At 59.1% G+C, this 23,892-nt stretch carries 25 protein-coding genes; 13 read left to right on the top strand and 12 right to left on the bottom strand.

Annotated elements, in window-relative coordinates; all coding sequences use genetic code 11:
- Window positions 1-194: 194 nt before the first annotated feature.
- The 13 genes from fliF to fliR all read left to right on the top strand — a co-directional run bounded on the left by fliF (window position 195) and on the right by fliR (window position 11,699).
- A complete protein-coding gene (gene fliF, locus H7850_RS04710; RefSeq protein ID WP_227368240.1) occupies window positions 195-1,907 on the top strand; it encodes a flagellar basal-body MS-ring/collar protein FliF in 1,713 nt (570 codons plus the stop codon).
- The gene (fliG, locus tag H7850_RS04705; protein ID WP_227368238.1) at window positions 1,900-2,895 is read left to right on the top strand and encodes a flagellar motor switch protein FliG; all 996 of its coding nucleotides are present in this window, start codon (window positions 1,900-1,902) and stop codon (window positions 2,893-2,895) included. The genes fliF and fliG overlap by 8 nt, the downstream gene beginning before the upstream one ends.
- Window positions 2,888-3,625, top strand: coding sequence for a flagellar assembly protein FliH (gene fliH / locus H7850_RS04700; protein ID WP_227368236.1), 738 nt, complete (start codon window positions 2,888-2,890; stop codon window positions 3,623-3,625). Before fliG ends, fliH begins: the two co-directional genes overlap by 8 nt.
- A complete protein-coding gene (gene fliI, locus H7850_RS04695) occupies window positions 3,622-5,058 on the top strand; it encodes a flagellar protein export ATPase FliI (RefSeq protein ID WP_227368233.1) in 1,437 nt (478 codons plus the stop codon). The genes fliH and fliI overlap by 4 nt, the downstream gene beginning before the upstream one ends.
- Before the next feature lie 84 nt (window positions 5,059-5,142).
- Window positions 5,143-5,613 carry a flagellar export protein FliJ gene (gene fliJ, locus H7850_RS04690; RefSeq protein ID WP_227368232.1) on the top strand — a complete coding sequence of 157 codons (471 nt, stop codon included), beginning with the start codon at window positions 5,143-5,145 and terminating at the stop codon, window positions 5,611-5,613.
- Window positions 5,614-5,649: 36 nt separating this feature from the next.
- Window positions 5,650-7,020, top strand: a complete 1,371-nt coding sequence (locus tag H7850_RS04685; protein ID WP_227368231.1) for a flagellar hook-length control protein FliK — start codon at window positions 5,650-5,652, stop codon at window positions 7,018-7,020.
- A 186-nt stretch (window positions 7,021-7,206) separates the two neighbouring features.
- Window positions 7,207-7,695, top strand: coding sequence for a flagellar basal body-associated protein FliL (fliL, locus tag H7850_RS04680; RefSeq protein ID WP_227368230.1), 489 nt, complete (start codon window positions 7,207-7,209; stop codon window positions 7,693-7,695).
- A 7-nt stretch (window positions 7,696-7,702) separates the two neighbouring features.
- Window positions 7,703-8,743, top strand: coding sequence for a flagellar motor switch protein FliM (fliM, locus tag H7850_RS04675; protein WP_227368229.1), 1,041 nt, complete (start codon window positions 7,703-7,705; stop codon window positions 8,741-8,743).
- On the top strand, window positions 8,736-9,347 hold the full coding sequence (gene fliN, locus H7850_RS04670; RefSeq protein WP_227368228.1) for a flagellar motor switch protein FliN: 612 nt from the start codon (window positions 8,736-8,738) through the stop codon (window positions 9,345-9,347). Before fliM ends, fliN begins: the two co-directional genes overlap by 8 nt.
- On the top strand, window positions 9,344-9,829 hold the full coding sequence (fliO, locus tag H7850_RS04665; RefSeq protein ID WP_227368226.1) for a flagellar biosynthetic protein FliO: 486 nt from the start codon (window positions 9,344-9,346) through the stop codon (window positions 9,827-9,829). Before fliN ends, fliO begins: the two co-directional genes overlap by 4 nt.
- A 44-nt stretch (window positions 9,830-9,873) precedes the next feature.
- Window positions 9,874-10,599: a flagellar type III secretion system pore protein FliP gene (gene fliP, locus H7850_RS04660; protein WP_227368541.1), complete on the top strand. Its 726-nt coding sequence runs from the start codon at window positions 9,874-9,876 to the stop codon at window positions 10,597-10,599.
- A 37-nt stretch (window positions 10,600-10,636) separates the two neighbouring features.
- Entirely contained in the window at window positions 10,637-10,906 is a 270-nt protein-coding gene (gene fliQ / locus H7850_RS04655; protein WP_227368225.1) for a flagellar biosynthesis protein FliQ, read from the top strand.
- 1 nt (window position 10,907) lies between these two features.
- Window positions 10,908-11,699, top strand: a complete 792-nt coding sequence (gene fliR, locus H7850_RS04650) for a flagellar biosynthetic protein FliR (RefSeq protein WP_227368223.1) — start codon at window positions 10,908-10,910, stop codon at window positions 11,697-11,699.
- Window positions 11,700-11,913: 214 nt separating this feature from the next.
- Here the strand turns inward: fliR and H7850_RS04645 are convergent, their stop codons facing one another.
- The 12 genes from H7850_RS04645 to flgB form a co-directional block, all read right to left on the bottom strand.
- Window positions 11,914-13,182: an O-acetylhomoserine aminocarboxypropyltransferase/cysteine synthase family protein gene (locus H7850_RS04645; RefSeq protein ID WP_227368222.1), complete on the bottom strand. Its 1,269-nt coding sequence runs from the start codon at window positions 13,180-13,182 to the stop codon at window positions 11,914-11,916.
- A 112-nt stretch (window positions 13,183-13,294) separates the two neighbouring features.
- Window positions 13,295-14,509, bottom strand: a complete 1,215-nt coding sequence (flgL, locus tag H7850_RS04640) for a flagellar hook-associated protein FlgL (protein ID WP_227368221.1) — start codon at window positions 14,507-14,509, stop codon at window positions 13,295-13,297.
- 25 nt (window positions 14,510-14,534) lie between these two features.
- A complete protein-coding gene (flgK, locus tag H7850_RS04635; RefSeq protein WP_227368220.1) occupies window positions 14,535-16,172 on the bottom strand; it encodes a flagellar hook-associated protein FlgK in 1,638 nt (545 codons plus the stop codon).
- An 89-nt stretch (window positions 16,173-16,261) separates the two neighbouring features.
- Window positions 16,262-17,338 carry a flagellar assembly peptidoglycan hydrolase FlgJ gene (gene flgJ, locus H7850_RS04630; RefSeq protein ID WP_227368218.1) on the bottom strand — a complete coding sequence of 359 codons (1,077 nt, stop codon included), beginning with the start codon at window positions 17,336-17,338 and terminating at the stop codon, window positions 16,262-16,264.
- Window positions 17,338-18,465, bottom strand: a complete 1,128-nt coding sequence (locus H7850_RS04625; RefSeq protein WP_319799262.1) for a flagellar basal body P-ring protein FlgI — start codon at window positions 18,463-18,465, stop codon at window positions 17,338-17,340. Before H7850_RS04625 ends, flgJ begins: the two co-directional genes overlap by 1 nt.
- Window positions 18,466-18,496: 31 nt before the next feature.
- Window positions 18,497-19,120, bottom strand: a complete 624-nt coding sequence (locus H7850_RS04620; protein ID WP_413614140.1) for a flagellar basal body L-ring protein FlgH — start codon at window positions 19,118-19,120, stop codon at window positions 18,497-18,499.
- Window positions 19,121-19,221: 101 nt separating this feature from the next.
- Window positions 19,222-20,004 (bottom strand): flagellar basal-body rod protein FlgG, encoded by a 783-nt coding sequence (flgG, locus tag H7850_RS04615; protein ID WP_227368214.1) that lies wholly within the window; start codon window positions 20,002-20,004, stop codon window positions 19,222-19,224.
- Between the two features lie 31 nt (window positions 20,005-20,035).
- Window positions 20,036-20,773 (bottom strand): flagellar basal-body rod protein FlgF, encoded by a 738-nt coding sequence (flgF, locus tag H7850_RS04610; RefSeq protein ID WP_227368213.1) that lies wholly within the window; start codon window positions 20,771-20,773, stop codon window positions 20,036-20,038.
- Between the two features lie 89 nt (window positions 20,774-20,862).
- Window positions 20,863-22,089: a flagellar hook protein FlgE gene (gene flgE, locus H7850_RS04605; RefSeq protein ID WP_227368211.1), complete on the bottom strand. Its 1,227-nt coding sequence runs from the start codon at window positions 22,087-22,089 to the stop codon at window positions 20,863-20,865.
- Window positions 22,090-22,186: 97 nt separating this feature from the next.
- On the bottom strand, window positions 22,187-22,885 hold the full coding sequence (locus H7850_RS04600; protein ID WP_227368209.1) for a flagellar hook assembly protein FlgD: 699 nt from the start codon (window positions 22,883-22,885) through the stop codon (window positions 22,187-22,189).
- A 24-nt stretch (window positions 22,886-22,909) separates the two neighbouring features.
- Window positions 22,910-23,317 carry a flagellar basal body rod protein FlgC gene (flgC, locus tag H7850_RS04595; protein WP_227368207.1) on the bottom strand — a complete coding sequence of 136 codons (408 nt, stop codon included), beginning with the start codon at window positions 23,315-23,317 and terminating at the stop codon, window positions 22,910-22,912.
- Between the two features lie 6 nt (window positions 23,318-23,323).
- Complete coding sequence (flgB, locus tag H7850_RS04590; RefSeq protein ID WP_227368206.1) at window positions 23,324-23,737, bottom strand: flagellar basal body rod protein FlgB; 414 nt, start codon at window positions 23,735-23,737, stop codon at window positions 23,324-23,326.
- Window positions 23,738-23,892: the final 155 nt, after the last annotated feature.

The raw sequence follows: 23,892 nt of genomic DNA, 5'->3' as shown, positions 1-23,892 counted from the left end.
CCTTGCCATCGTTGCGGATAATGTCCTCCATCACCCGACCGTTCGGATCAGGCATTCGGGCCTGGTCGGAACGACGAATCGAGACGGATGCTGGAGCCGGACATCATCATGTTATCTGGACCGACCCACGGCTATCGGGCCGACACAAACAACATTGCCTTTACAGGCACTATCTTTAACGCTGGGAGGCGAGCATGAGTGACGCCGCTTCGGCCAATCAATCGACTCAGAATGCCAAGGCATCATCGGCTGCAAACGTGTTGACCAAGCTGCGCAGCAGTCCGCTGGTCCCTCTGCTGATCGCCGGCGCCGCTGCGGTCGCCATCGTGGCAGCCATGCTGCTCTGGGCCAGCACGCCGGATTACCGCGTGCTGTACAGCAATCTCAGCGATGCAGATGGCGGACGCATCATCAACGAGCTGGACACACGAGGAATTCCCTATCGTTTCAATGATGGCGGCGGTGCCCTGCTGGTGCCCGGCGATCAGGTGCATACACTGCGCCTGCAGCTGGCGGAGCAAGGCCTGCCTCAGGGTGGCAACGTCGGCTTCGAGCTGATGGACACCCAGGCCTTCGGGGTCAGCCAGTTCACGGAACAACTCAACTATCAGCGCGGGCTGGAAGGCGAGCTCATTCGCTCGATTGAAGCACTGGGCCCAGTCGCTTCGGCGCGCATTCACCTGGCCATGGCCAAATCGTCGGTCTTCGTCCGTGAGCGGGAGCCCGCCAAGGCGTCCGTAGTATTGACGCTGCAACCCGGACGCGTGCTGGGTGACGGTCAGATCAATGCCATCGTGCACATGGTCGCCGGTAGCGTGCCGGAACTTGCCTCGGAAGCGGTTACCGTGGTGGATCAGAACGGTCGTCTACTCTCTCGCAGTGGCAGCAGCCTGGGAGATCTCGACGGGACTCAGCTGAGCTACATTCAGGAAGTCGAGCGCTCCTATCAGCAGCGTATCGAACGCATCCTCTCCCCTATTCTTGGCCCGGACAACGTGCGTGCCCAGGTGGCGGCCCAGATCGATTTTTCCATTCGGGAACAGACCGCGGAGCGTTACAGTCCCAATCAGCCGCCGAACGAAGCTGCGGTGCGTAGTCGCCAGACCAGCGAATCCTTCACCGGTGGTGACAACCTGAGTCGCGGCATTCCCGGCGCGCTAACCAATACGCCTCCCGGCACCGCTCCTTCCCCTATCGATCAGGGCGCAGAAACCGCCGCGAATGAAAACGAAGAAGGCAATGTCGATCAGACCACCGAGAATAAGCCGCCGAGCCGTCTGGATCGGGATGACGTGGTCAACTACGAAGTGGATCGCAGCGTCGAGCACGTGCAGTACCGTCGCGGCAGCGTTCAGCGTCTCTCGGTAGCGGTCGTGATCAATTATCGGGATGGTCTCGATGAGGAAGGCCAGGCGATTCGCGAGCCCTTGAGCGATAGCGAACTGGCACAGATCGAGCGACTGGTACGTCAGGCCATGGGCTTCTCCGAGGCGCGAGGCGATGCCATCGAAGTGGTCAACTCGAGCTTTGCTCAGCGTGATGACGCCATTGATCCCCTAGCCTGGTGGCAGACCGCTCAAGCCATCGAACTGGCCATGACGCTGGGTCGTTATCTGCTCGTCGCCCTGGCCACGCTGTTCCTCTGGTTCATGGTACTGCGCCCCCTGGTCAAGCGTCATAGTCAACCCTTGCCGTCGGCAGCGCCTAGTACACCGAACATGGTTGCGACCTCTTCATCGGATGAGCGCGCTGAAGATGACTTCATCGACGAGATGCCGCCGCCGCGTCGCCGCCCTCGTGGCGCATCTGCTTACGAACAGAACCTCAAGACAGCGCGGGAGATGGCTCAGGAAGATCCGCGTATGGTCGCCCTCGTTGTCAAAGGTTGGATGAACAAAAATGACTAAGATGACTGGTACGCGCCGCAGCGCTATCCTGCTGCTGTCTCTGGATGAGGACAGCGCCGCGGAAATATTTAAGTATCTATCGGCCCAGGATGTCGAAGAGCTGGGCATGGAGATGGCCCAGCTAAGCCAGATCTCTCATGACGAGATGCGCCAGGTACTCGAAGAATTCCATGATGAGGCGGAGCAGTTCGCCGCACTCAACCTGCATTCTAGCGACCATATCCGCGCGGTATTGACCAAAGCGCTAGGTAATGAGCGTGCATCGAGTCTGATCGAGGATATCCTTGAGGCCAAGGGTACTAGCTCGGGTATTGACTCTCTCAACCTGATGGAAGCCCCCATAGTGGCGGAAATGATCCGCGACGAGCATCCACAGATTATCGCCACCATCCTGGTGCATCTTGAACGTCACCAAGCCTCGGACATTCTGGAATTGTTCAATGAGAAGCAGCGCAACGACGTGATCTTGCGTATCGCGACTTTCAGCGGTGTTCAGCCCGCAGCCCTACAGGAACTGACGGAAGTGCTCGGCGGCATGCTCGACGGCCAGAATCTCAAGCGCAGCAAGATGGGCGGCGTAAGAACCGCGGCGGAAATCCTCAACCTGATGAGTTCGGCACAGGAAGAGGCCATCATCGAGAACGTGCGTGCTCACAGCGAAGAACTGGCGCAGAAGATCATCGACGAGATGTTCCTGTTCGAAAATATCATCGACCTCGACAATCGCGGCATTCAGCTCATCCTCAAGGAGATCGACAACAACTCCCTGGTGTTGGCGCTCAAGGGCGCGCCCAGCGAATTGCTCGAGAAGTTCACTTCCAACATGTCCCAGCGTGCGGCACAGCTACTGACAGAGGATCTCGAAGCTCGCGGTCCAGTTCGCATGTCTCAAGTCGAGAACGAGCAAAAAGCGATCCTGCTGGTGGTGCGACGCCTGGCAGAAAACGGCGAGATCGTACTAGGCGGTGGAGACGACAGCTATGTCTAAGCGCTCCGCTACCCTTACTCGGGACAGTGACGATTGGCGTCGCTGGCAGATGGAAGAGCTCGATACGGCCCAGCAGGCCAACGCTTCTCAGGAGCACTCCCGCCAGAACGCGATTCGCCAGCAAGCTCTGCGGCGCAGTGCCGAACTCGACGCGGAACGCAAGAGTGCCCGTAAGGAAGCATTCGACGCCGCCTATGCGGAAGGCCTGGAACAGGGCAAGCAAGATGGCTTCGAACAAGGCCTCGAGGAAGGTCGCCAGACCGGCGAGCAGGAGCTGCAACGCCAGATCGAACAGACACTGGCTCCCCTGCTTGCGCTGGCAGAACGGTTTCAAGACGCCCTTTCAAGCCTCGATGACGATATCGCCGAGCACCTGGCGGATCTCGCCTTGACCACTGGCCGTCAGCTTGCCGGTGAAGCACTGGAAGAAAAGCCGGAACAGATACTTGCCATCGTGCGTGAACTCCTGCACGTAGAACCCGCGCTTTCCGGCCGTCCACGGCTATGGTTGCATCCGTCGGATCTGCTACTGGTCAAGGCGCAACTGGGGGTGGAGTTCGACGCGGCAGGCTGGCAGCTGCAGCCGGACGATACGATTACCCGTGGCGGTTGCCGAGCGACCAGTGCCAGCGGCGAACTCGATGCCACCTTCGAGTCCCGTTGGGAGACGGTCGTCAGCAAGGTGCGCCGTCGACATAACAAGGATGCCCCGACAGGAGATGCCTCATGAGCGTCGTCGCGGAGCCAGACAACATCCATCAGCGCCATTGGCAGAATGCCCTCAACGGCGTTCAGAGTCGCGTGCAGACCATTCCCCCTTATCGCACCAGCGGTCGTATCGTGCGGGCTACCGGTCTGGTGCTCGAAGCGATCGGCTTGCGGGTGCCTTTGGGTAGCGCCTGTCGTATCGAGATTTCACCACCTTCTTTAAAGTCAGCCGCGGCATCTGCTTCAACACCCGCTTCCACGCTATCGAACAATGAGCGCTTTGCGGAAGCGGAGGTCGTCGGTTTCTCCGGGGAAAAGCTGTTTCTGATGCCACTGGAAGAGATCAGCGGTCTGCTTCCCGGCGCTCGGGTATTTCCCCTTGGGGAAGGCGGTCCGGACAGCAGTGCCCGGCGCTTCCCCTTGGGTGAAAGCCTGCTGGGTCGCGTGGTGGATGGCAACGGTAGGCCGTTGGATGGGCTGGAACCGCTGACAGATGCGCCCCATTCCCCCTTGGCAGCTACGCCACTCAACCCTATGGATCGCGCCCCCATCGAGACACAAATAGACGTGGGCATTCGCGCCATCAATGGGCTCTTGAGTGTCGGCCGGGGCCAGCGCATGGGCCTGTTCGCAGGCTCCGGGGTGGGTAAATCGGTGCTGCTTGGAATGATGGCCCGCTACACCAAGGCGGATGTGATCGTGGTCGGACTGATCGGCGAACGTGGCCGGGAAGTACAGGATTTCATCAACAATATTTTAGGCGCCGAGGGGCGCCGACGGGCCGTGGTGGTCGCCGCTCCGGCGGACACTTCACCGTTGCAGCGCCTGCAAGGGGCAGCCTACGCCACCCGGCTGGCGGAAGGTTTTCGTGACGCGGGCCAGGATGTGCTGCTGATCATGGATTCGCTGACCCGCTACGCCATGGCTCAGCGGGAGATCGCACTGGCCATTGGCGAGCCGCCGGCGACCAAGGGTTATCCACCCTCCGTGTTCGCCAAGCTCCCCGGCCTGGTGGAGCGCGCTGGCAACGGCGTGAAGGGCGGCGGCTCTATTACTGCCTTTTATACGGTACTCACGGAAGGCGACGATCAGCAGGACCCGATTGCAGACTCCGCCCGGGCGATTCTCGATGGCCATATCGTGCTATCTCGCTCACTGGCGGAAAGCGGCCACTACCCGGCCATCGATATCGAAGCCTCGATCAGCCGCGCCATGACCGCCATCGTCAGCAACGAACAGCAGCGCCAATCCCAGCGTTTCAAGCAAATGATGTCCCGCTATCAGCGCAATCAGGATTTGATCAGCGTCGGCGCCTATACGCCGGGTCACGATCCTCAGCTCGATCAGGCGGTGATGATGCAACCCAAGTTGGAGCAGTTTCTACAGCAGAGAATCGATGAGCGTGCCGATATACCACAGACGCACCATGCGCTCGATCTTCTGCTGCCGGTTTGATGACTGTCATCGATACCTTCAAGCGTAAAGCATCTCGAAACGCAAGCCGCTTGAAGAACGAATTTATAGAGAAGGAAGAGACACATGGCGACATCCACACCGCTTGACACCTTGATCACTCTCGCTCGGGATTCCCGGGATAATGCCGGGATCGAGCTCAGTGGTCTGCGTCGTGCCCAACAAGAATCCAAGGCTCAGCTCGATACGCTCTTGCAGTATCGCCATGAGTATCGTCAGAAGCTGCAGACCTCCATGGAGTCCGGCATTGGCCCTGCCAGCTGGAGCAATTACCAACAGTTCCTGCGCTCCCTGGACGATGCGATCGCCGGCTCGCGGCACGCCCTCTCGACACACGAGTCGCAGCTAGCCCAGGGGCAGCTGCGTTGGCAACAGGAGCAGCAACGACTCTCCGCCTACGACACCTTGGTGGATCGCCGCAACACTGCCGAACATCAGCGCACAACGCGTCGTGAACAGCGCATGGCAGATGAAATGAGTGCCGGCATGCGCATTCGGCGTCAGGCCCAACAAGATCACTCTGGTTCCAGCCACTAATTCTGATTCTACCCACCAAGGGGAGACCTTGCTTCTATGGAAATTTCACAACTGCTAGCATCCAAGGGGGCGTCACAACCAGCCTCTGCTCTGGGCCAGAATGCCAAGGGCGAGTCCGATGTTGGCGACAAGTTCGCGCAGCTTTATCAAAAAGCCGGCCAGAACGCCAAGTCCTCTGTCGAGACGAATGCCACCAGGGAGCCTTCATCCGCGATTGTCTCTGGCGGTGCCGCCGGGAAAGAGCTTCTTGGCGCAAACGGCAAAACCTCACTCGACAAGCTGCTGGACAAACTCGACGCCGGCATCGAGCTCTCGGATGATGAGGCATCGTTACTGGACGGCTTGGCTGATGCGACTCAGATGCCAGCGGAAATGACGCCTTTGGCCCAGCAGATCGCCATGCTGGCAGGAAATGACAGCCAAGTACCGGCCGGCGCCTTGCTGAGTAGCGTCCAGGTTCGCCAGGCCGACGTCGCCATTGCACAGACCCAGGGCGCGGCGTCCGGACTCGATGCCATTCGCCAGCGCCTGGAACTCATTGCTCAAGCCCAGCGCGGTGATGCCACGACTCAGCAAACCCAGGGCCAGCAGCCTGCGGCCCTGATGGCCGCCACGCAAGGCGATCAAGCCCTGGCGCCGCTGGATAAACTTGGCGATAAGGCAGCTTCGACACGTTTGGTCGACAGCGGCACCCTGCGGCATCAGGCGTTAACGGCCCAAGGACAGCCTGGCGCCCTCGCCCAGGCGAACACGCTGAGTGCCGAGAATATGACTGTCGCTCAGCAGAACGGTACTTTCGGCAATCTCGGCACTCCCGGCTCCTTCATTGATGCGATGGCTGGCGGCGATGGCGCCCTGAACGGTCGCGGCGGTGCGGAAACACTCGCCGGTCAAGGAGCGCTGGCAGCGGGGGCGGGTACGACGGGGGCATCTTCCCAGGTTACCGGACAGGCTCAAGGCATCACCCAAGCGACCCTCAGCGCACCGCTGGCCTCCGCCCAGTGGCAACAAGGGCTTGGACAGCAGTTGGTATCGATGCATCAGCGTGGCAATCAACGTGTCGAACTTTACCTGCATCCGGCGGACCTGGGACCGGTAAGCATCAGTTTGAAGATGGATGACCAGCTGGCTCAGGCGCAGTTCACCTCTGCCAACCCGCATGTGCGCGCGGCTATCGAGCAGGCCATCCCGCAGCTACGTGAGGCCCTGGCAGAAAACGGCATCCAGCTTGGCGAAGCCATGGTCGGTCAGCAGAATCAGCAGCGCGAAGGCGATCAAACCGGTGAGCGTGGAGACGCCCTGCTTGCGGATTCTTCCGCAGGAGCCGGCGCTAGCGATGATGCGGAGTCGTTGGTCGTGACACCGCAAAGCATCGAGATGGATGGGCGAGTCAACCTCTACGCCTAGGACCTTTTCTTCACTCTACGCCCGGTTCGTGCTCAACGATCCGGGCGTTTTGCCGATACACGAGTGGAGCGTCAGCTCAAAACCTTGAGTTGAGTACCTATCGGCGGCCTTTTCCATCCATATCAAACGATCCGCTGCCGCCATAATCCTCTTGCAATCATCGATCAACGACGGCGAACACACACAATGGCCAAGAATCAGTCTGAGAAAAAAGGCGGGAAGCCCTGGTGGCTCCTCGGTATCGTGATCATAGCGATCTCGATGGCAAGCTCTGCCGGCGTGTATTACCTGCTGGATTTGAACAAACCGGTAAACGCAGATGATAGCGTGCCAGAAGCGAAAGCAATCGTTGCAGCGGCTCCGATCTTCGCGACCGTCCCGCCGTTCACGGTCAATGTACAAAGCGAAAACTACGAGCAGCGTCTTCTCTACATCGGCCTGTCTTTCAAGGTGAATAACGAAGAGACCGCTTCTCTGATCGCACAGAACATGCCCCAGCTTCGCAGCCGGCTTCTGCTGCTGCTTTCCGACCAGTATGCAGAAGAGCTGACTCGCCCTGAAGGCAAGGAAGCGCTGGCCGACAAGATCTTGACACTATTCGATGAGCCGTTCAGCGATCCCCAGCCGGATCTTGCGATCGCCGACGTGCTCTACACCGACTTCATCGTGCAATAGGGACACCATGTCTCAAGACGATCTGCTTTCGCAGGATGAGATAGACGCCCTTCTCAAGGGCGTCAGCGGCGAAGAAGAAGCCGGCGATGGTGGCGATTCATCGACGGCACCGCGTATTCGCCCCTACAATCCCGCGACTCAACACCGCATCATCCGCGAGCGCCTGCATGCGCTGGATATCATTAACGAGCGTTTTGCTCGTCAGTTCCGCATGAGTCTTTTCAACCTCCTGCGACGCAGCGCCGATATCACCGTGGAAAGTGTTCGCTATCAGAGCTACAGCGATTTTTCGCGGCATTTGCCGGTGCCTACCAACGTCAACCTGATCACCATGAAACCGCTCAGGGGCACCGCGTTGGTGGTATTTCCCCCTAACCTGGTGTTCATGGTGGTGGACAATCTGTTCGGTGGCGACGGGCGTTTTCTGACCAAATCCGAAGGTCGGGAATTCACCCATACCGAGCAGCGCATCATTCAGCGCTTGCTGCATCTGGCCATCGACTCCTATCAGGACGCCTGGAAATCGGTGTTCCCGCTGGAAATCGACTACGTGCGCTCGGAGATGCAGGTACGCTTTGCCAATATCACAAGCTCACCCAACGAAGTCGTGGTGACCAGCACCTTCCATCTGGAAGTTGGCAGCCTTGCCAGCGAATTCCAGATCTGTATGCCCTACTCGATGATCGAACCGATGCGCGAGCGCCTTTCCGGCCCGCTCACCGACAACAACGCAGATGAAGATCGCCAGTGGGGCCAGCGTATGGCCGGTGAAATCAAGCACTCCCAGGTCGAGCTGATCGCGGATTTCGTGGAGGTCGACGCCAGCATCAGCCAGGTCATGTCGCTGAAGATGGGCGATGTCCTGCCTATCGAGCTTCCCGATATCGTGCCGGCCCGCGTCGATGGCGTACCGGTCATGAACTGTGAATTCGGTAGTCAGAGTGGCCAGCGCGCGCTACGCGTACGCCAGCTGATCGACCATGTCGCCCAAACCAACAAGTTCGCCCTCGGTCTGACGCCAGGCACCAAGGAAACCGACAATGACTGACCCCAAAAACCCCGACCAGAACAGCTCTGATTTAGACAGCTCCAATTTAGAGAGCCCCGGTTCAGAAAGCTCCGACCAGAACGACCTCGAACAAGGGGGCGCTGACGATCCTTGGGCCGATGCCATGGCAGAGCAGGAAAATGCCAGTGCCGATGAAGAGTCCGGCAGCGACGCCGCCGCGGACGAAGATGATCCCTGGGCGGCAGCCTTCGCCGAACAGGCGGAAGCCGAGCCGGAGGACGAGTTCGATACGCCTGCGAGCGGCAACGCTACCGCACCGGCCACCGCCGCCGGCGACCAGGTGTTCAAGCCACTGAATAGTGGGTTTGAAAGCGGTGCCGCACGGGATCTGGAAATGATCATGGACATCCCGGTCAAGATGACCGTAGAGCTGGGCCGCACTCGCATCACCATCAAGCAGCTGCTTGAACTGGCCCAAGGTTCGGTAATCGAACTCGACGGCCTAGCGGGAGAGCCCATGGATATCCTGATCAACGGCTATCTGATCGCCCAGGGCGAAGTCGTGGTGGTGGATGACAAGTACGGCATTCGGATCACCGAGATCGTCACCCCTTCAGAACGAGTACAGAAGCTCAATCGATGAGTCAGACTTCCTCTTCTTCCAGCGCGAGCTTCTCTAGTGCGACCCAGGGCGTCGCGGAGTCGGTCAGCGGCGCCCAGAGCGATGCGTTGATCGGCCTGGCGACCCTGGGCAAAACGGCCTTGGCGCTGGCAGTGGTCATCGGCATCATCCTGCTCTGCAGCGCATTTCTCAAGCGTGTGGGGCCCGGGCGCAAAGGCAGCGGCCAGCATCTGAAAATGGTCGCCAGTACCGCCGTGGGTCAGCGTGAGCGAGTGGTCATCGTCGATGTAAAAGGTACCTGGCTGGTGCTTGGCGTCGGGGGCGGCCAGATCACGCATCTACATGAAATGCCCGCACCGGAGGAAGAGATCGCAAACGCGTCAGCGCCATCGACCGCTGCACAAGGCAGCGACGGCTTCGCCACCCGTTTTGCATCTGCGCTGCGTCATAACACCAAGGAGCGTTTCAGCAGCCAAGATCGCAAGCCCGGGGGTGATGCATGAAGTTCACTCCAGTGCTGCTACTTCCACGCCTGCTCGCGCTACCGATGTTCATCGCCCTGGCCCTTGTCTGGCCCGAGCAAAGCTGGGCCCAGGCTTCCATTCCCGGCATGATCAGCCAGCCCCTGGCGGATGGCGGTCAACAATGGTCACTGAGTCTGCAGACGCTGTTGCTGCTCAGTTCCATGGCTTTTCTGCCGGCACTTCTGCTGATGATGACCGGTTTCACCCGCATCATCATCGTGCTGGGCCTGCTTCGCACCGCCATGGGCACCCAATCCGCGCCCCCCAATCAAGTGTTGCTCGGGCTGGCGCTATTTCTGACCTTCTTCGTCATGTCGCCGGTCATCAATCAGGTGTACGAAATTGCCTGGCTGCCCTTCTCCGCCGATCAGATCAACTTCGATGAGTTTCTGCGCCTGGGTAGCGAGCCGTTTCGGGAATTCATGATGGGTCAGACCCGGGAGCCGGATATCGCCCTGTTTGCACGCTTGGCAGATGCTGGCACCTTTCAGGGCCCTGAGGACGTCCCCATGCGGGTGCTATTGCCCGCCTTCGTCACCAGCGAGCTCAAGACCGCGTTTCAGATCGGCTTCACCATCTTCATACCGTTTTTGATCATCGATCTGGTGGTGGCGAGCGTATTGATGGCCTTGGGGATGATGATGGTGCCCCCGGCGACCATCTCGCTGCCTTTCAAGCTGATGCTGTTCGTGCTGGTGGATGGCTGGCAGCTGCTGATCGGCTCCCTGGCCGAGAGTTTCTACATTTAATGTTTCTATTCGATATTCACCGCTTGCGAGGCACGGCATGACACCGGAAATGGTAATGAGTACGGCCTACCAGGGCATGAAGGTCACATTGTTCCTGGCCGCCCCGCTGCTGCTCACAGCGCTGTTCATCGGTCTACTGGTGAGCCTTTTTCAGGCCGCCACCCAGATCAACGAAATGACCCTGTCCTTCATACCCAAGATACTTGGCGTATTCGGCGCGCTGGTACTGGCCGGCCCCTGGCTGATCCAATTGATCACCCACTTCACCATCGATCTGTTTCGCAACATTCCTTTGATGCTGGGCTGACATGGTCGAGGTCACCTTCGACCAGCTACAGGGCTGGCTCATCACCTTCTTTTGGCCCTTCGTCCGCCTGACGGCTTTTCTCATGGCTGCCCCTCTCTGGGGCCATTCCAGCGTACCCAGACAGGTCAAGATAAGCCTGGCCATGTTGCTTGCCATCGTGATCTCCCCGACCTTACCACCATTACCCGCGGTGCCCATCGTCTCCTGGGAAAGCCTTGGCATAATGCTAGAGCAGATGCTGATCGGCATCGCGATTGGGCTGGTCATGCGGGTCGTACTGGCAGTAGTGATGGCAGCGGGAGAGTACATCAGCTTGCAGATGGGTCTGGGCTTCGCCACTTTCTTCGCGCCGGATCTTGGTGCCAGTTCCATGGTACTGTCGCGCTTTCTCTATATGATCACCCTGCTGCTGCTGCTGGCCTTCAACGGCCATTTGATCGTAATCGAGATTCTCGCCAACTCCTTTATCACCCTGCCCATCGGCATGGGCGGCTTCAACCCCGACGCCTTTGTGATTCTGGCCCGCTATGGCGGCACGATATTCTCCGCCGGCCTGCTACTCGCCCTGCCAGTAGTGGCCTCGCTCTTGATCATCAACCTGTCCCTGGGCATCCTCAACCGTGCCGCGCCTCAACTGACCATCTTCTCGATCGGCTTCCCGATGACCCTCACCGTGGGGCTGATTCTACTGATGGTGCTAATGCTGGACCTGGGCCGCTACCTGGAAGGCCTGTTTTCCCGTGGCTTCGTGTTTATGCAGGAGTTGATCGCAATGATGGCACCGCTTGGGTGAGCGACGTCCAGCTTCCCAACGCCAAAATACGATATGGGCCTGTTTGAAAAGTAGGCGAGCGAAGCTCAGCGCTAAGCCCGCTCCTGCGGGCTATAGCATTCCCCACATCCATGTGGGTCACAAAGCGAAAATCGGCGCAAGAACGGAGTTTACGTTTTGTAAATGAGTACCTTAAGCCGATTTTCAACACAGTATGAGCGAGCGCAGACACTTTTCAGGCAGAGCCCAAGGCCTGATCAAGATCGGCGATGATATCATCGACATGCTCGATGCCGATCGACAGCCGCACCATGTCCGGGCTGACCCCTGCGGACTTGAGCTCTTCCTCGTTGAGCTGGCGATGCGTGGTAGCCGCGGGAATCGATGAGCAGGTCTTGGCGTCACCGATGTTGACCAGCCGCAGGATCAGTTGAAGTGCGTCGTAGAATTTCGCTCCCGCCTCCAAGCCGCCTTGAATACCGAAACTCAGGATGCCCGAGGCATGACCGTTCATGTAGCGCTTGGCCAGGGCGTGATCCTTGTGGCTTTCAAGCCCCGCGTAGTTCACCCAGTTGACCTGAGAATGCTCCTCCAGATAGCGGGCCACCTTGAGGGTATTGTCGCAGATGCGCTCGATACGCAGCGCCAGGGTCTCGAGACCTTGCAATAGCTGCCAGGCGGCTTGGGCGGAAAGCGCCGCCCCCATGTTACGCAGCGGCACCACCCGCGCTCGGGCGATAAACGCCGCATCTCCCACGTCTTTCGTATAGCTGATGCCGTGATAGGAGATATCCGGCTCGTTGAGCAGGGCAAAACGCTTAGCGTGATCGGCCCAGGGGAATTTGCCGGAATCCACGATCACCCCACCCACGGTAGTGCCATGGCCGCCAATATACTTGGTCGCCGAGTGGATGACGATATCCGCACCGTGCTCGATGGGTCGCCATAGAAACGGCGTGGCGACGGTATTGTCCACCATCAACGGCACCCCATGGCGATGCGCCACCTCGGCCAGCGCCGCCATATCTACCACGCCCCCGGAGGGATTACCGATACTTTCGCAGAACACCGCCTTGGTGCGTTCATCGATTAGCGCCTCGATACCGGCGATGTCGTTCTTGTCGGCGAAACGCACCTGAATGCCCTGGCGTGGCAAGGTATGGGCGAACAGATTGTAGGTGCCGCCGTAAAGCTCGCTGATAGAGACGATGTTGTCACCGGTCTCCGCAACGGTCTGAATGGCGGCGGTAATTGCCGCCATGCCCGAAGCCATCGCCAGCCCAGCGATACCACCTTCCAACGCGGCGATGCGCTGCTCCAGCACCGCGCAGGTAGGGTTCATGATACGGGAATAGATATTGCCCTCGACCTTGAGATCGAAAAGATCCGCCGCATGCTGGGCGTTATCGAAGGAGAACGAGGTGGTCTGATGGATGGGCACCGCCACCGCATGTTGATCATCGGCGGTATAGCCGTGGTGCAAGGCAATGGTTTCAGGTTTCATCGTGACTCCGAAGAATGTTGTTATCGCTGACTGTCTCCGGATTTGGCTACATTTAAACAAAAAAAGCCAGTCGGACTGCTTAACCGACTGGCATCAAACTATGAAACGTTTTTTATAGGCGGTCGAACAACGACATTCCCTGGATTTCGGTAAAGACCTTCTGGGCGGCCTGCAAGCCGACCTGACGAATCTTGTAATCGGTGATCGCGCGGCCGTAATCGAGGTCGACCAGATCCGACAGGGTCGATTCGTAATTCACGGAGCGATTGCTACCCACGGAATCGAGCACATCCAGTTCGTTAAGCCGTGCGCCCACCGAAGCGCGTACGGTCAGGACATTGTCGAGGCTATTGTCGAGTTCGCGACTGACCGTGGAAAGAGTATTGCGTCGCGCCGCCTTGTCAGCCGGGGTTTCAGCCGGGGCGTCGAGAGCGGCAATGGCGCTTTCCAGGGTGGAGAAGATGCTTTGATCCTTCGCCTTGGCCATGGAGATTTCATCGCCTGCTGCAGGCGTGCCTTCGAGAGTGATCGACAAGCCAGCAAACTCGAGACTGGCGCCTGACGTGTATGCTTCTCCCGTATGCCCCGGCACGGTGTTGCCGGTAGTGGTGTTGGTCACGGTATATTCTAGAGTGCCGCCATTGTCCGCAAAGCTGATGGTATACTCATCGCCATATCCCGCTGCTGCCGCATCCACTCGCGTCGGACCGGTAAAGGTCACGTTCCCGTTGTTGGCACCAGCAGTCGACACATAGCTCGCCCCACTATGCACGCTTTCGAAGATCGTCGAGCCGCTATCCCCCACCGGCATCTGCCGTGAAGCATCGACCTGTTGTTTTCTGACCTTGTCATGGCCTTGGTAATCGACGTTGCCGTTGGCATCCTTGATAAAGGGAGGCGCATCGTCCTTGTAGCCGCCGAACAGATAGGTCCCGTTACCGTTGGAGGAATTGGCCAGACCCAGCATGTTCTCGTAGATGCCCTTGAGTTCCGTCGCCACAGACGCGCGGTCCGCATCGCTCAGGGTGTCGTTGCTGGCTTGGATAATCAGTGTCTTGGCGCTGGCGATACCGTCGCTGACACTGTTGAGCACGCTCTCTTCCTGGGCCAGGGCATTGCCCGCGCTGATGCGCGCATCCGCATACTGCTGGCTGACTGCCATGGACTGGGACACATTGACGGCACGGGAGGCGGCCTGCGGATCGTCCGAAGGATTGACCACTCGGCGCCCGCTGGCAAGTTGCTGATCGACATGCATCAACTTGGCTTGTTGGCTATTCATGGAGCTCAAGCCGGAATCGAACATGGTGACGGTACTGATACGCATGGTGGTGCCTCTAGATCAGTGATGCTCAGCGCAGGTTGAGAATGGTATCGAGCAGATTGCCGCCGGTCTCGATGACCTTGGCGTTGGCTTGGTAATACTGCTGATAACGAATCAGGTTGGCGGCTTCCTCGTCCAGATTCACCCCGGACTCGGACTGCTGCACGGCGGTAAGCTGTTCAGTAAGCCCCTGCTGAGCCGAGAGATTGGCCTTGACCACGTTGGTACGATTGCCCACGTCACTGACGATGGAGGCGTAGGCCTCGTTGATACTGGCCTTGCCACCGACGATATTCTTGTGTTGCAAGTTCTGCAGCAGCAGAGCATTGCTGTTATCGCCACTGGAGAAACTGCCATCGTCCGGGTCGGGCAACGCTGCAGCGATCCGAGCGGTATCGTGAATCAGATTTTTGAACTCACCCGCGAGATCCCGGGTTGGCTGCACCTGAAAACGATCTCCTGTTGCGGGAGTACCGGCGACCGTCAACTCCAGACCATCGAAGGTCAACGTGGTGGCGGTGGTTGTGATGTCGGCAGCGGGGATCTCTTCACCGGTAGCACGCCGGGTGACCACGAAGTCGGTGGTGCCTGGCCCTTCGAAGCGCACATCGTAGTCGCTGGCACTGACCTTTTGGCTATCGACATAGGCAGCCGTAAGCGTCGCACCACCGGTATTCTTGTCGTGGAAGAGCACCTTGGGCGAGCCGATATCAAAGAAGTCCTCACCCGGATCACCATTGAGATCAAGCCCTTCCTTATGCTGAGCATTGAACTCACTGGCCAGTGTCAGAGCCATCTGCCCGATCTGGTTCTGGGTCTTGTCCAGGGTTTCTCGGCGGAAGGTCATGAGGCCGCCAAGGGTGCCCTTCTCGAAGGTCGATTCGTCGAGAGACATCAGGTTGCCGCCGGCATCGCGATAAGCCACCACGGTACGCGACGGATCCAAGGGCGAGCTGACGGCTTCCAGGCTGAAACTCTGCCTACCGGCTACCAGGGGTTGGCCGTTGCCGATGGTCAGGTTGTAGCTGTCGCCATCCTGATTGACCAGATCGACGCCAATACGCTTGCTGAGCTCGGCGACCATATTGTCACGCTGATTGAGCAGGCTGTTAGGGGCTTCGCCGGTCTTGGCCTTGGCCAGGGCGATCTCGCGGTTGAGCGAGGCCACTTGCTTGGCGGTGTTATTGATCTGGGTGACTTCGTCGCGGATGTTGCCGTTGATGCCGGACTGCATATCATCAAGATAGCTATCGAAGGAACGAAATTGAGCCGTCAGGGTATCGGCGGTGCCGATTACGCCCTGGCGTGCCGCCGGGTCCGAGGGCGCACCGGCCAAGTCTTCCAGCGAGGAGAAGAAGTTTTGCATCAAGGGTGCCAGGCCAGCATCTCGGTCCGCCAGCAGATTGTCGATCTGGCTGACCTGATTCGAGTAGGCATTCAAGGCCGCGCTGTTGCCGCTGGCGGTATTGAGCTGGGTGGCGACGTACTTGTTGAACTGACGCTGTACGTCGTTGACTTGTACGCCGCCGCCCACAGTGTTTTCCCCGACCAGGGTCAACTGGCGGTTATAGCCCGGCGTAAAGACGTTGCTGACGTTGCTGCTGGCGGTTTGCAGAGCAGCCTGGGCAGTGTTCAGGCCACTAAGGCCGATGGAAAAGAGGCTCATTGGTCCGTTCCGAGTTAGCGATTATCAAGGTTATCGGCCGGAGTCGTCTCAACTTGAGCCTCGGATGCAGCTTCCCTTCTTGTTTTTTCTCAGAATCCACTCACCGACTGAGCATCGGCCTTCGCCGTGGCGATCGGACCCGATGTTCCAAAGCTGTCCATCACTGCGATCAGCTTGTCGGCGTAGGCCGGATCGGTCGCGTACCCGCCGTTCTGAAGCGCCTTGGCCGCTGACGACGCGTCCGGTGCGGTGACTACCGCGCTGTAGCGCGGGTTGTCGCCTATCAGCCGAGCGTAATCGGTGAAGGCATCTTCGAAAGAGTCATAGACGCGGAAACGATCGACCTGCTGTACCGGACGATTGTTTCTGTATTCCGTTGTGGTGATATTGGTGGTTTCACCCTGCCAGCGGCTGCCGGCCTTGATGCCGAACAGGTTGTGGCTATTACCGCCACTGGCGGTTGGAATCTCATGTCGACCCCAGCCAGTCTCCAGCGCCGCCTGAGCCAGAATGAGCTTGGCGGGCACGCCGGTAGTGCGACTGGCCCGCTCCGCTGGGCCTTCGAGTTTATTCAGGAACTGGGCCACATGATCCGGGCGCTCACGCACTGGCTCGGCATCAGGCCCGGCGGGTGGCGTAAGCGCTGGATTCCGGAGCCTGAGATCCAGCTCATCCGCCAGCTTCACCGGCCCATTGGCGGAGGCCGCACTGGTCGTTTTATCCGTTGCACCCACGGGATCGCTACCAGGCGCGCCCGTCGATCCGCTATTCAGCCCGCTATTCAAACCATCATGCAGCAATCGCGGCGTACCCCGAGGGATACCGGCGATCAGGTTTTCGCTGGCACTGGCGGCCTTCGGCACCAACCCGCGCCCTTCGAGCTGGTCGATCAACTGCTCTGCAAGGCCGACGCCCTGCCCGGACAGATGCTGAGCCCACTGCTTATCGAGCATTTCGGTATAAAAGCGCGACTGCTGACTGTCCATGAGACCGGACTCAGGAATCGCTTCTCGCATGCTCTTGATCATCATCTGCAGGAAGACCGACTCGAACTGCTCCGCCGCGGCCTTGAGGCCCTCGCCGGGTGCGCGGCTGGCGGTATGCTTGAGCCGCTGCAGCCCCTGTAGGTCAAGCGCGAATTGACTACTGATATCGCCGGCACTCATCAGATGATCTCCAATTCAGCGCGAAGCGAGCCCGCCGCCTGCAGCGCCTGCAGGATCGACATCAGATCCTGGGGCGTGGCACCCAGGGCGTTGAGGGCACGGACCACTTCCGCCAGATCGGCGCTGGTCTCCAACATCTGCAGGGCGCCCCCTTCCTGAGCGACGCTGATATCCGCATTGGGCACCACCACGGTGTTGCCACCGCCAAAGGGATTGGGCTGGCTGACCTGAGGGTTGGAGTCGATGGTAATCGACAGATTGCCATGGGCCACTGCAGCCCGGTTCAGAGTCACCGCACTTGTCAGCACCACTGAACCGGTACGGGAATTGATGATGACTTTCGCCGGTCCTTCACCCAAGGCCAGATCCACGTTCTGCACCCGGGCCATGAAACGCACCTGATCGTTGCTGTTGATGGGCGCATTCAGGCGAATGACCCGGCCATCCAGAGCGGCAGCCACCGGAGCGCCAAATTCACTATTGATCGCGGTAACGGCCCGCTGGGCGGTATCGAAATCGAAGGTGTCGAGCTGTAGATCGAGAATGCCATCCGCGCCAAGTACCAGAGGCACTTCCATCTCTACCGTGGCCCCGTTGGTGATACGTCCTGCGGCCTGATGATTGATCTGTACGCTACTGCCGCCGGCCTCGGCACCGACACCGCCCACCAGCACATTGCCCTGGGCCATGGCATAGATACGTCCATCCGCGCCCTTGAGAGGAGATAGCAACAAGGTGCCGCCGCGCAGGCTGCGCGAGTTGGCGACGGAAGAGACCACCACATCGATTTTCTGTCCCTGACGCGAGAATGGCGGCAGTTCGGCGGTGACCATCACCGCCGCAATGTTCTTGAGCTGCATGTTGGTGCCCGGCGGCACGGTGATACCGAGCTGGGAAAGCAGGTTGGTCAGACTTTGGGTGGTGAACGGTGCCTGGGTGGTCTGGTCGCCGCTACCGTCGAGCCCCACCACGAGGCCGTAGCCTACCAGGGCGTTGTCTCGCACACCGACAAAAGAGGCCAGGTCCCGCAGGCGCTCGGCCTGAGCCGTTTGAGCAACGAACAACGCCAACAGCAATGCGAGCAGCGAATGCAGGATGAAAGCGCGGTAACCGTGGCGTTGAATCATGTTCATCGACCTGTATTTCAGGTGTCGCCGATCAGAAAGGCGATACGTTGAGGAAGAAGCGCTGCAGCCAACCCATGGTCTGCGCCTCGTTGATATAACCATCGCCGACATACTCGATGCGTGCATCCGCCACCTGGGTCGATGGCACCGTGTTCTGGCCGCTGATGGTGCGCGGGTTGACCACCCCGGAGAAGCGAATGAATTCAGTGCCCTGATTGATGGCGATCTGCTTTTCACCGCGCACCCGCAGGTTGCCGTTATAAAGAACATCCAGCACCGTCACGGTAATGGTGCCGGTAAAGGAATTGGTGGCTCTGGCGCCCCCGCTACCGGAGAAATCATTGCTCCCGGAAACGTCGAAGCCATATTCGAGGAGTTTGTCCAGCTTCTCGGGTAGCTGCGTCAGTTCAAGACTTGCGGAACCGTCCCGGCCGGCATTGGCGGATGAGTTCTTGCTGGCGCTGACCTCTTCGTCCAGCACGATGGTCAGGATGTCGCCGATCATGCGCGGACGACGATCCTCGAACAGCGGCTGATAACCCAGATCCGGCTGAAAGATGGAACCGTTGGCCACCACCGGCGGCGGCTCGACCAGGACGAGCTTTTCCTGTTCGCCCACCACGGAGGCCCGCGGAACCTGGGCGCAGCCTGCCATGACCAATAAAATCCCGAGCACCAGCAACACGCGCAGCGCCTGGCCAACGAAAGAAGAGGGTCGCGTTTTCATGGGGTGCTTGGTGCTCATGGGCTCTAGTCTCACATCTGGCTCAGGCGGGCCAGCATTTCGTCGGAGGTCTGCACGGCCTTGCTGTTGATCTCGTAGGCGCGCTGGGTCTGGATCATGCTGACCATCTCTTCCACCACGTTGACGTTGGAGGTCTCGACATAGCCTTGATAGAGCGTGCCGGCACCGTTGAGCCCGGGTACGCTGTCATTGCGCGGGCCGGAGGCGTTGGTTTCGAGATAGAGATTCTCGCCGATGCTATCGAGCCCGGTCGGGTTGGTGAAGGTGGAGAGCAATAGCTGACCGACCTGATTGGACTCGGAAGTGCCCGGCTGGGTCACGGACACGATACCGTCTTGACTGATCGACACTGACAAGGCGTTTTCGGGAATGAATACCGCGGGTTCCACGGGGTAGCCGCCGGCGGTGACCATCTGACCGTTTTGGTTGACCTGAAAACTGCCATCTCGGGTATAGGCAGTCGTGCCATCCGGGCGCAGAACCTGGAAGAAGCCCTTGCCGCTGATGGCCAGATCCTTGGAGTTCTGGGTGTTTTCCAGTCCACCCTGAGTATGCAGTCGCTCCGTGGCGACCGGACGCACACCGCTACCGATCTGCAGGCCCGAGGGCAGATTGTCCTGCACCGTAGCCTGGGCGCCAGGCTGGCGCATGTTCTGATACAGCAGATCTTCGAAGACCGCCCGAGAGCGCTTGAAGCCGTTGGTGCTGACGTTGGCCAGGTTGTTAGCGATGACGTCCATCTGCAGCTGCTGGGACTCGAGACCGGTCTTGGCCGTCCAAAGAGATCTGATCATGTTTCAATTCCTCACAAAAAGTGCCGAAGCGTTAATTTGCTGACAACAGACTATTGGCCCGCTGAGCGTTCTCATCGACACTCTCGATGTTCTTCATCTGCATGTCGTAGCGTCGGGCGCTGTCGATCATCGCCACCATGGTTTCCGTGGCACTGACGTTACTGCCTTCAAGCGCACCGCTGACCACCCGTACGTTCTCGTCCGCCTGCAGCACGCCGGGACCTGCCTTGGGACGAAAGAGCCCATCTTCACCGCGCAGCAGGCTGCCCCGCTCCGGGTTGACCAGCTTGATCCGTCCAACCGGGCCCATGGTGTTGGGCTCGCCGCCGGCAACCAGTGCACTCAAGGTGCCGTCGCTGCCGATACTGACCTGGGACCCCAGAGGCACGATGATCGGCCCACCGTCGCCCTGTACCGGCCGACCCATGTTGGTCAGTACGCCGTTGGCATCGATCTGCAGATCGCCACGGCGGGTATAGGCTTCGCCATCGTCGGTCTGTACCGCCAGCCAGCCGTCGCCGTCGATGGCTACGTCTAGCTCCCGGCCGGTGGTGTTGATCGCACCATGGCTGAAATCGCTGCCCGGCGTGGTGGCTGCGACCACGGTACGGGTCGCCAGGCCATCGCCCTGGACAGGCACGGAGCGCAGGGCCTGCAACTCGGCACGAAAGCCCGGTGTTGCGACATTGGCCAGGTTATTGTTGATGACTGCCTGCAGATCCATGCTCTGCTTGGCGCCGCTCATGGCGGTATAAAGAAGACGATCCATGGGGTCAGGCTCTCCTGATTCGGCTCGGTGGACTCACGTTAGGGGCTGTCAGTGTCTGCCGAACTCAACGCTCGGCAGACGTGCTGTCATCAACGCAGGTTCACGACACTTTCGAGTACCTCGGACTGAGTCCGAACCGAGTTGGTGTTGGCCTGGAAGGTGCGCTGGGCGACGATCAGATCCACCAGCTCCCGGGTCAGATCGACGTTGGAGGTTTCCACCACGCCGGATTCGATGCTGCCCAGCATGCCGACACCGGCCTGGCCTACGAGCGCCTGACCCGATTCGCCGGTTTCCGCCCAAGCGTTGTCACCCACCGGCTTCAAGCCTTCCGGGTTGCGGAAATTGGCCAGGCTGATGGTGCCCAGGTTCTGGGACTGCTCGTTGGAGTAGTTGCCCATGATGCTGCCATCGGAGTTAATGGCGATACCCACCAGGTTACCCGCAGCGTAGCCATCCTGGGTCAGGGAGCTCAGGGAGAACTCGCCGCCATTCTGGGTGGTACCAGTCAGATTGAAATCCACGGATAGCGGGTCTGTACCGTTACCTAAGTCACCGAAATTGAAATTCAGCGGCATGCCAGAAGTAAGCTGCCCCTTGGTATCAAACGTTAGCGGCTTAGGCTGACCTACTGTGAATTGAGCTGTACCATCTTCGTCAGGATCACCGGGAGCCATCTTGCCATCAATGGATTGGCGCACTTCCCATTGATTGTCAGCGGTCTTGGTAAAGTACATGGTCACATTGTGACTGTTGCCCTGAGAGTCGTAGACCGTGGCACTATTGGCGTAGGAATAGGTATCCCTGTTGGTCTGGTCGAAGGTGGTAGTACCACGATCGATGCTCGCCTCATTGGAGTCGAGTTTGAATTCGGCCTTGATACCGGTAGTTGCATTGGCCGCCAGGGCTTCGGAAGGCACCTGCAGCTCCACAGGCTCCGCCCCGGCACCCGCGCCTGCCGGGAAGCCCGTCAGTCGTGCACCCTGGGCATTCTGCAGATAGCCGTCCGCGGTCATGGTCATCTGACCGTTGCGGGAGTAGACCACCTGATCGTTCTGGGACATGCGGAAGAAGCCGCCGCCGCTGATCGCCAGATCCAGATTGCGGTTGGTGCTTTCCAGGGTGCCGTTGCTGAAGTCCTGCAATACCGCGGAAACCCGCGTACCCAGACCCACCTTGGCACCGGCATAGACGTCGGCAAACTGTACGCCAGAGCTTTTGAAGCCCACGGTTTGCGAGTTGGCAATGTTGTTACCGACCACGTCCAGATTGGTCGAAGCGGCGCTTAGACCGCTTAGTGCTTGTGAAAAACCCATTGTGATACTCCTGCGCGTATTTGGTTATGCGTTCTTTTTTATGATGAGGCCTTTAAGGCGAATCGAATCCTTCGAATAAGTGCTGAAAAACGGTTCTTCAGAGAATTTGACGTACGTCATCGAGGCTTGCGGAGTCCATCTTGGCGCCCAGATCCAGACGCGCCCCACCGTCCGACTTGATTACACCGCCTACCAAGGCATAGTTGAGGGACGTCACATTGACCGGCTCATCCCCTTGGGTTGCCTCGATAGTGAAGCGATAGGCTCCAGGTGGCGCCACAGTCCCATCCGGCAGCTTGCCATCCCAGGAAAACGAATGAACGCCCTTATCCAGTGCCCCGACCTTCTCCGGCAAATACTGCCGCACGACTTCACCATTGCTGTTGGTGACATTGATGGTGACCTTATCCGCAGAACTCGCCAGCTCGACACCGAAAGGCGTGGTTGCAATCGTCTCGCCCTCCCCCTCGCCGCCGGAGAGTATCTGATTGCCTGGCACCAGCACGCCCTGACCGATCAATGCAGTTGCCTGCAGAGCCTGGCCCGCATCGATCTGGCCGGTAATACCTTCAAGCGTCTTGTTGAGATCCTGAATGCCGTTTACCGTGTTGATCTGCGCCAGCTGCGAGGTCATCTCGGCGTTTTCCATCGGCTTCAAGGGGTCCTGATTCTTGAGCTGGGTCACTAGCAGCGTCATGAAGCTGTCGCTCAACTCCTGAGTACTGCCCTGGGCCGGCTTGGCCGCCGCGGCAGGATTCATTGAATTCAGAACATTGCTATCGATCGTATTGGCCATGGGTTATCTCTTGAAGGCGTTTGATCAGTTTTCACCCAACGTCAAGGTCTTGAGCATCAGCGTCTTGCTGGTGTTCATGACCTCGACATTGGCCTGGTAGGAACGCGAGGCGGCGATCATGTTGACCATCTCGTTGACCGGCTCCACGTTGGGCATCGTCACATAGCCATCTTCATCGGCCAGGGGATGCTCGGGGCGATACTCCACGCGCATTGGCGATGGATCATCAACGATACTGGTGACGCGTACCCCGCCCACGCCGTTTCCCGCCTGGGACTGGGTTTCGAACATGACCTGCTTGGCGCGATAGGCTTGACCATCCGGGCCGGCCACGCTGTCCGCGTTCGCCATGTTGCTGGCGGTGACGTTCATACGCTGGGCCTGGGCGCTCATGGCGGAGCCGGAAATATCGAACACACTGAACATTGACATCGAGCGTTACTCCGGTTGCATGGCCGACTTCAGGCCCTGGATCTTACGGTTCATGAAGGTCAGGCTCGCTTGATAGCGCACCGTATTGTCGGCAAACTGCGAACGCTCCCGATCCATGTCCACGGTATTGCCGTCAAGGCTCGGCTGATCGGGCACGCGATAGAGCAAATCGCGCCCTGCCGATGCCGGCCCTTGTGCGGGAATATGGCGGCTTGACGTGGTGTCCAGCGTCAGGCCTTTACCGTCGGCGCGGCCTTGCTTCATCACCCGCGAGAGCTCGCCGGAGAAATCCATGTCCCGCGCCTTATAATTGGGCGTATCCGCATTGGCGATATTGCTGGCCAACACTTTCTGTCTTTCGGCGCGCAGGTTGAGGGCTTCCTGGTGAAAGCGTAACGCGCCATCGAGTTTATCCAACATCGTCAAGGCCCCTTGGTGCTCAATAGGAAATCGATGGGGAAAGATTCAGGGTGGAGAATAGACGCCCGACCGTCCGCCCAAAGGAAAAAACAAACCACGATTTGCCTATCATTTCCGCGCATGAGTTTTTGCGCACTCTCCTAGAATCGGCAGCA

Source organism: Halomonas sp. M20, from assembly GCF_020622265.1.
Taxonomy (GTDB): Bacteria; Pseudomonadota; Gammaproteobacteria; order Pseudomonadales; family Halomonadaceae; genus Modicisalibacter.
The sequence above is the reverse complement of the archived record's forward strand: the minus strand, read 5'-3'. Positions and strand labels throughout refer to the sequence as shown.

Excerpts from the sequence above, each read along its gene's own strand:
- fliF (WP_227368240.1), top strand. The coding sequence starts at position 195 with ATGAGTGACGCCGCTTCGGCCAATCAATCGACTCAGAATGCCAAGGCA.
- fliG (WP_227368238.1), top strand. The coding sequence starts at position 1,900 with ATGACTAAGATGACTGGTACGCGCCGCAGCGCTATCCTGCTGCTGTCT.
- fliH (WP_227368236.1), top strand. The coding sequence starts at position 2,888 with ATGTCTAAGCGCTCCGCTACCCTTACTCGGGACAGTGACGATTGGCGT.
- fliI (WP_227368233.1), top strand. The coding sequence starts at position 3,622 with ATGAGCGTCGTCGCGGAGCCAGACAACATCCATCAGCGCCATTGGCAG.
- fliJ (WP_227368232.1), top strand. The coding sequence starts at position 5,143 with ATGGCGACATCCACACCGCTTGACACCTTGATCACTCTCGCTCGGGAT.
- H7850_RS04685 (WP_227368231.1), top strand. The coding sequence starts at position 5,650 with ATGGAAATTTCACAACTGCTAGCATCCAAGGGGGCGTCACAACCAGCC.
- fliL (WP_227368230.1), top strand. The coding sequence starts at position 7,207 with ATGGCCAAGAATCAGTCTGAGAAAAAAGGCGGGAAGCCCTGGTGGCTC.
- fliM (WP_227368229.1), top strand. The coding sequence starts at position 7,703 with ATGTCTCAAGACGATCTGCTTTCGCAGGATGAGATAGACGCCCTTCTC.
- fliN (WP_227368228.1), top strand. The coding sequence starts at position 8,736 with ATGACTGACCCCAAAAACCCCGACCAGAACAGCTCTGATTTAGACAGC.
- fliO (WP_227368226.1), top strand. The coding sequence starts at position 9,344 with ATGAGTCAGACTTCCTCTTCTTCCAGCGCGAGCTTCTCTAGTGCGACC.
- fliP (WP_227368541.1), top strand. The coding sequence starts at position 9,874 with ATGTTCATCGCCCTGGCCCTTGTCTGGCCCGAGCAAAGCTGGGCCCAG.
- fliQ (WP_227368225.1), top strand. The coding sequence starts at position 10,637 with ATGACACCGGAAATGGTAATGAGTACGGCCTACCAGGGCATGAAGGTC.
- fliR (WP_227368223.1), top strand. The coding sequence starts at position 10,908 with ATGGTCGAGGTCACCTTCGACCAGCTACAGGGCTGGCTCATCACCTTC.
- H7850_RS04645 (WP_227368222.1), bottom strand. The coding sequence starts at position 13,182 with ATGAAACCTGAAACCATTGCCTTGCACCACGGCTATACCGCCGATGAT.
- flgL (WP_227368221.1), bottom strand. The coding sequence starts at position 14,509 with ATGCGTATCAGTACCGTCACCATGTTCGATTCCGGCTTGAGCTCCATG.
- flgK (WP_227368220.1), bottom strand. The coding sequence starts at position 16,172 with ATGAGCCTCTTTTCCATCGGCCTTAGTGGCCTGAACACTGCCCAGGCT.
- flgJ (WP_227368218.1), bottom strand. The coding sequence starts at position 17,338 with ATGAGTGCCGGCGATATCAGTAGTCAATTCGCGCTTGACCTACAGGGG.
- H7850_RS04625 (WP_319799262.1), bottom strand. The coding sequence starts at position 18,465 with ATGATTCAACGCCACGGTTACCGCGCTTTCATCCTGCATTCGCTGCTC.
- H7850_RS04620 (WP_413614140.1), bottom strand. The coding sequence starts at position 19,120 with ATGGCAGGCTGCGCCCAGGTTCCGCGGGCCTCCGTGGTGGGCGAACAG.
- flgG (WP_227368214.1), bottom strand. The coding sequence starts at position 20,004 with ATGATCAGATCTCTTTGGACGGCCAAGACCGGTCTCGAGTCCCAGCAG.
- flgF (WP_227368213.1), bottom strand. The coding sequence starts at position 20,773 with ATGGATCGTCTTCTTTATACCGCCATGAGCGGCGCCAAGCAGAGCATG.
- flgE (WP_227368211.1), bottom strand. The coding sequence starts at position 22,089 with ATGGGTTTTTCACAAGCACTAAGCGGTCTAAGCGCCGCTTCGACCAAT.
- H7850_RS04600 (WP_227368209.1), bottom strand. The coding sequence starts at position 22,885 with ATGGCCAATACGATCGATAGCAATGTTCTGAATTCAATGAATCCTGCC.
- flgC (WP_227368207.1), bottom strand. The coding sequence starts at position 23,317 with ATGTCAATGTTCAGTGTGTTCGATATTTCCGGCTCCGCCATGAGCGCC.
- flgB (WP_227368206.1), bottom strand. The coding sequence starts at position 23,737 with ATGTTGGATAAACTCGATGGCGCGTTACGCTTTCACCAGGAAGCCCTC.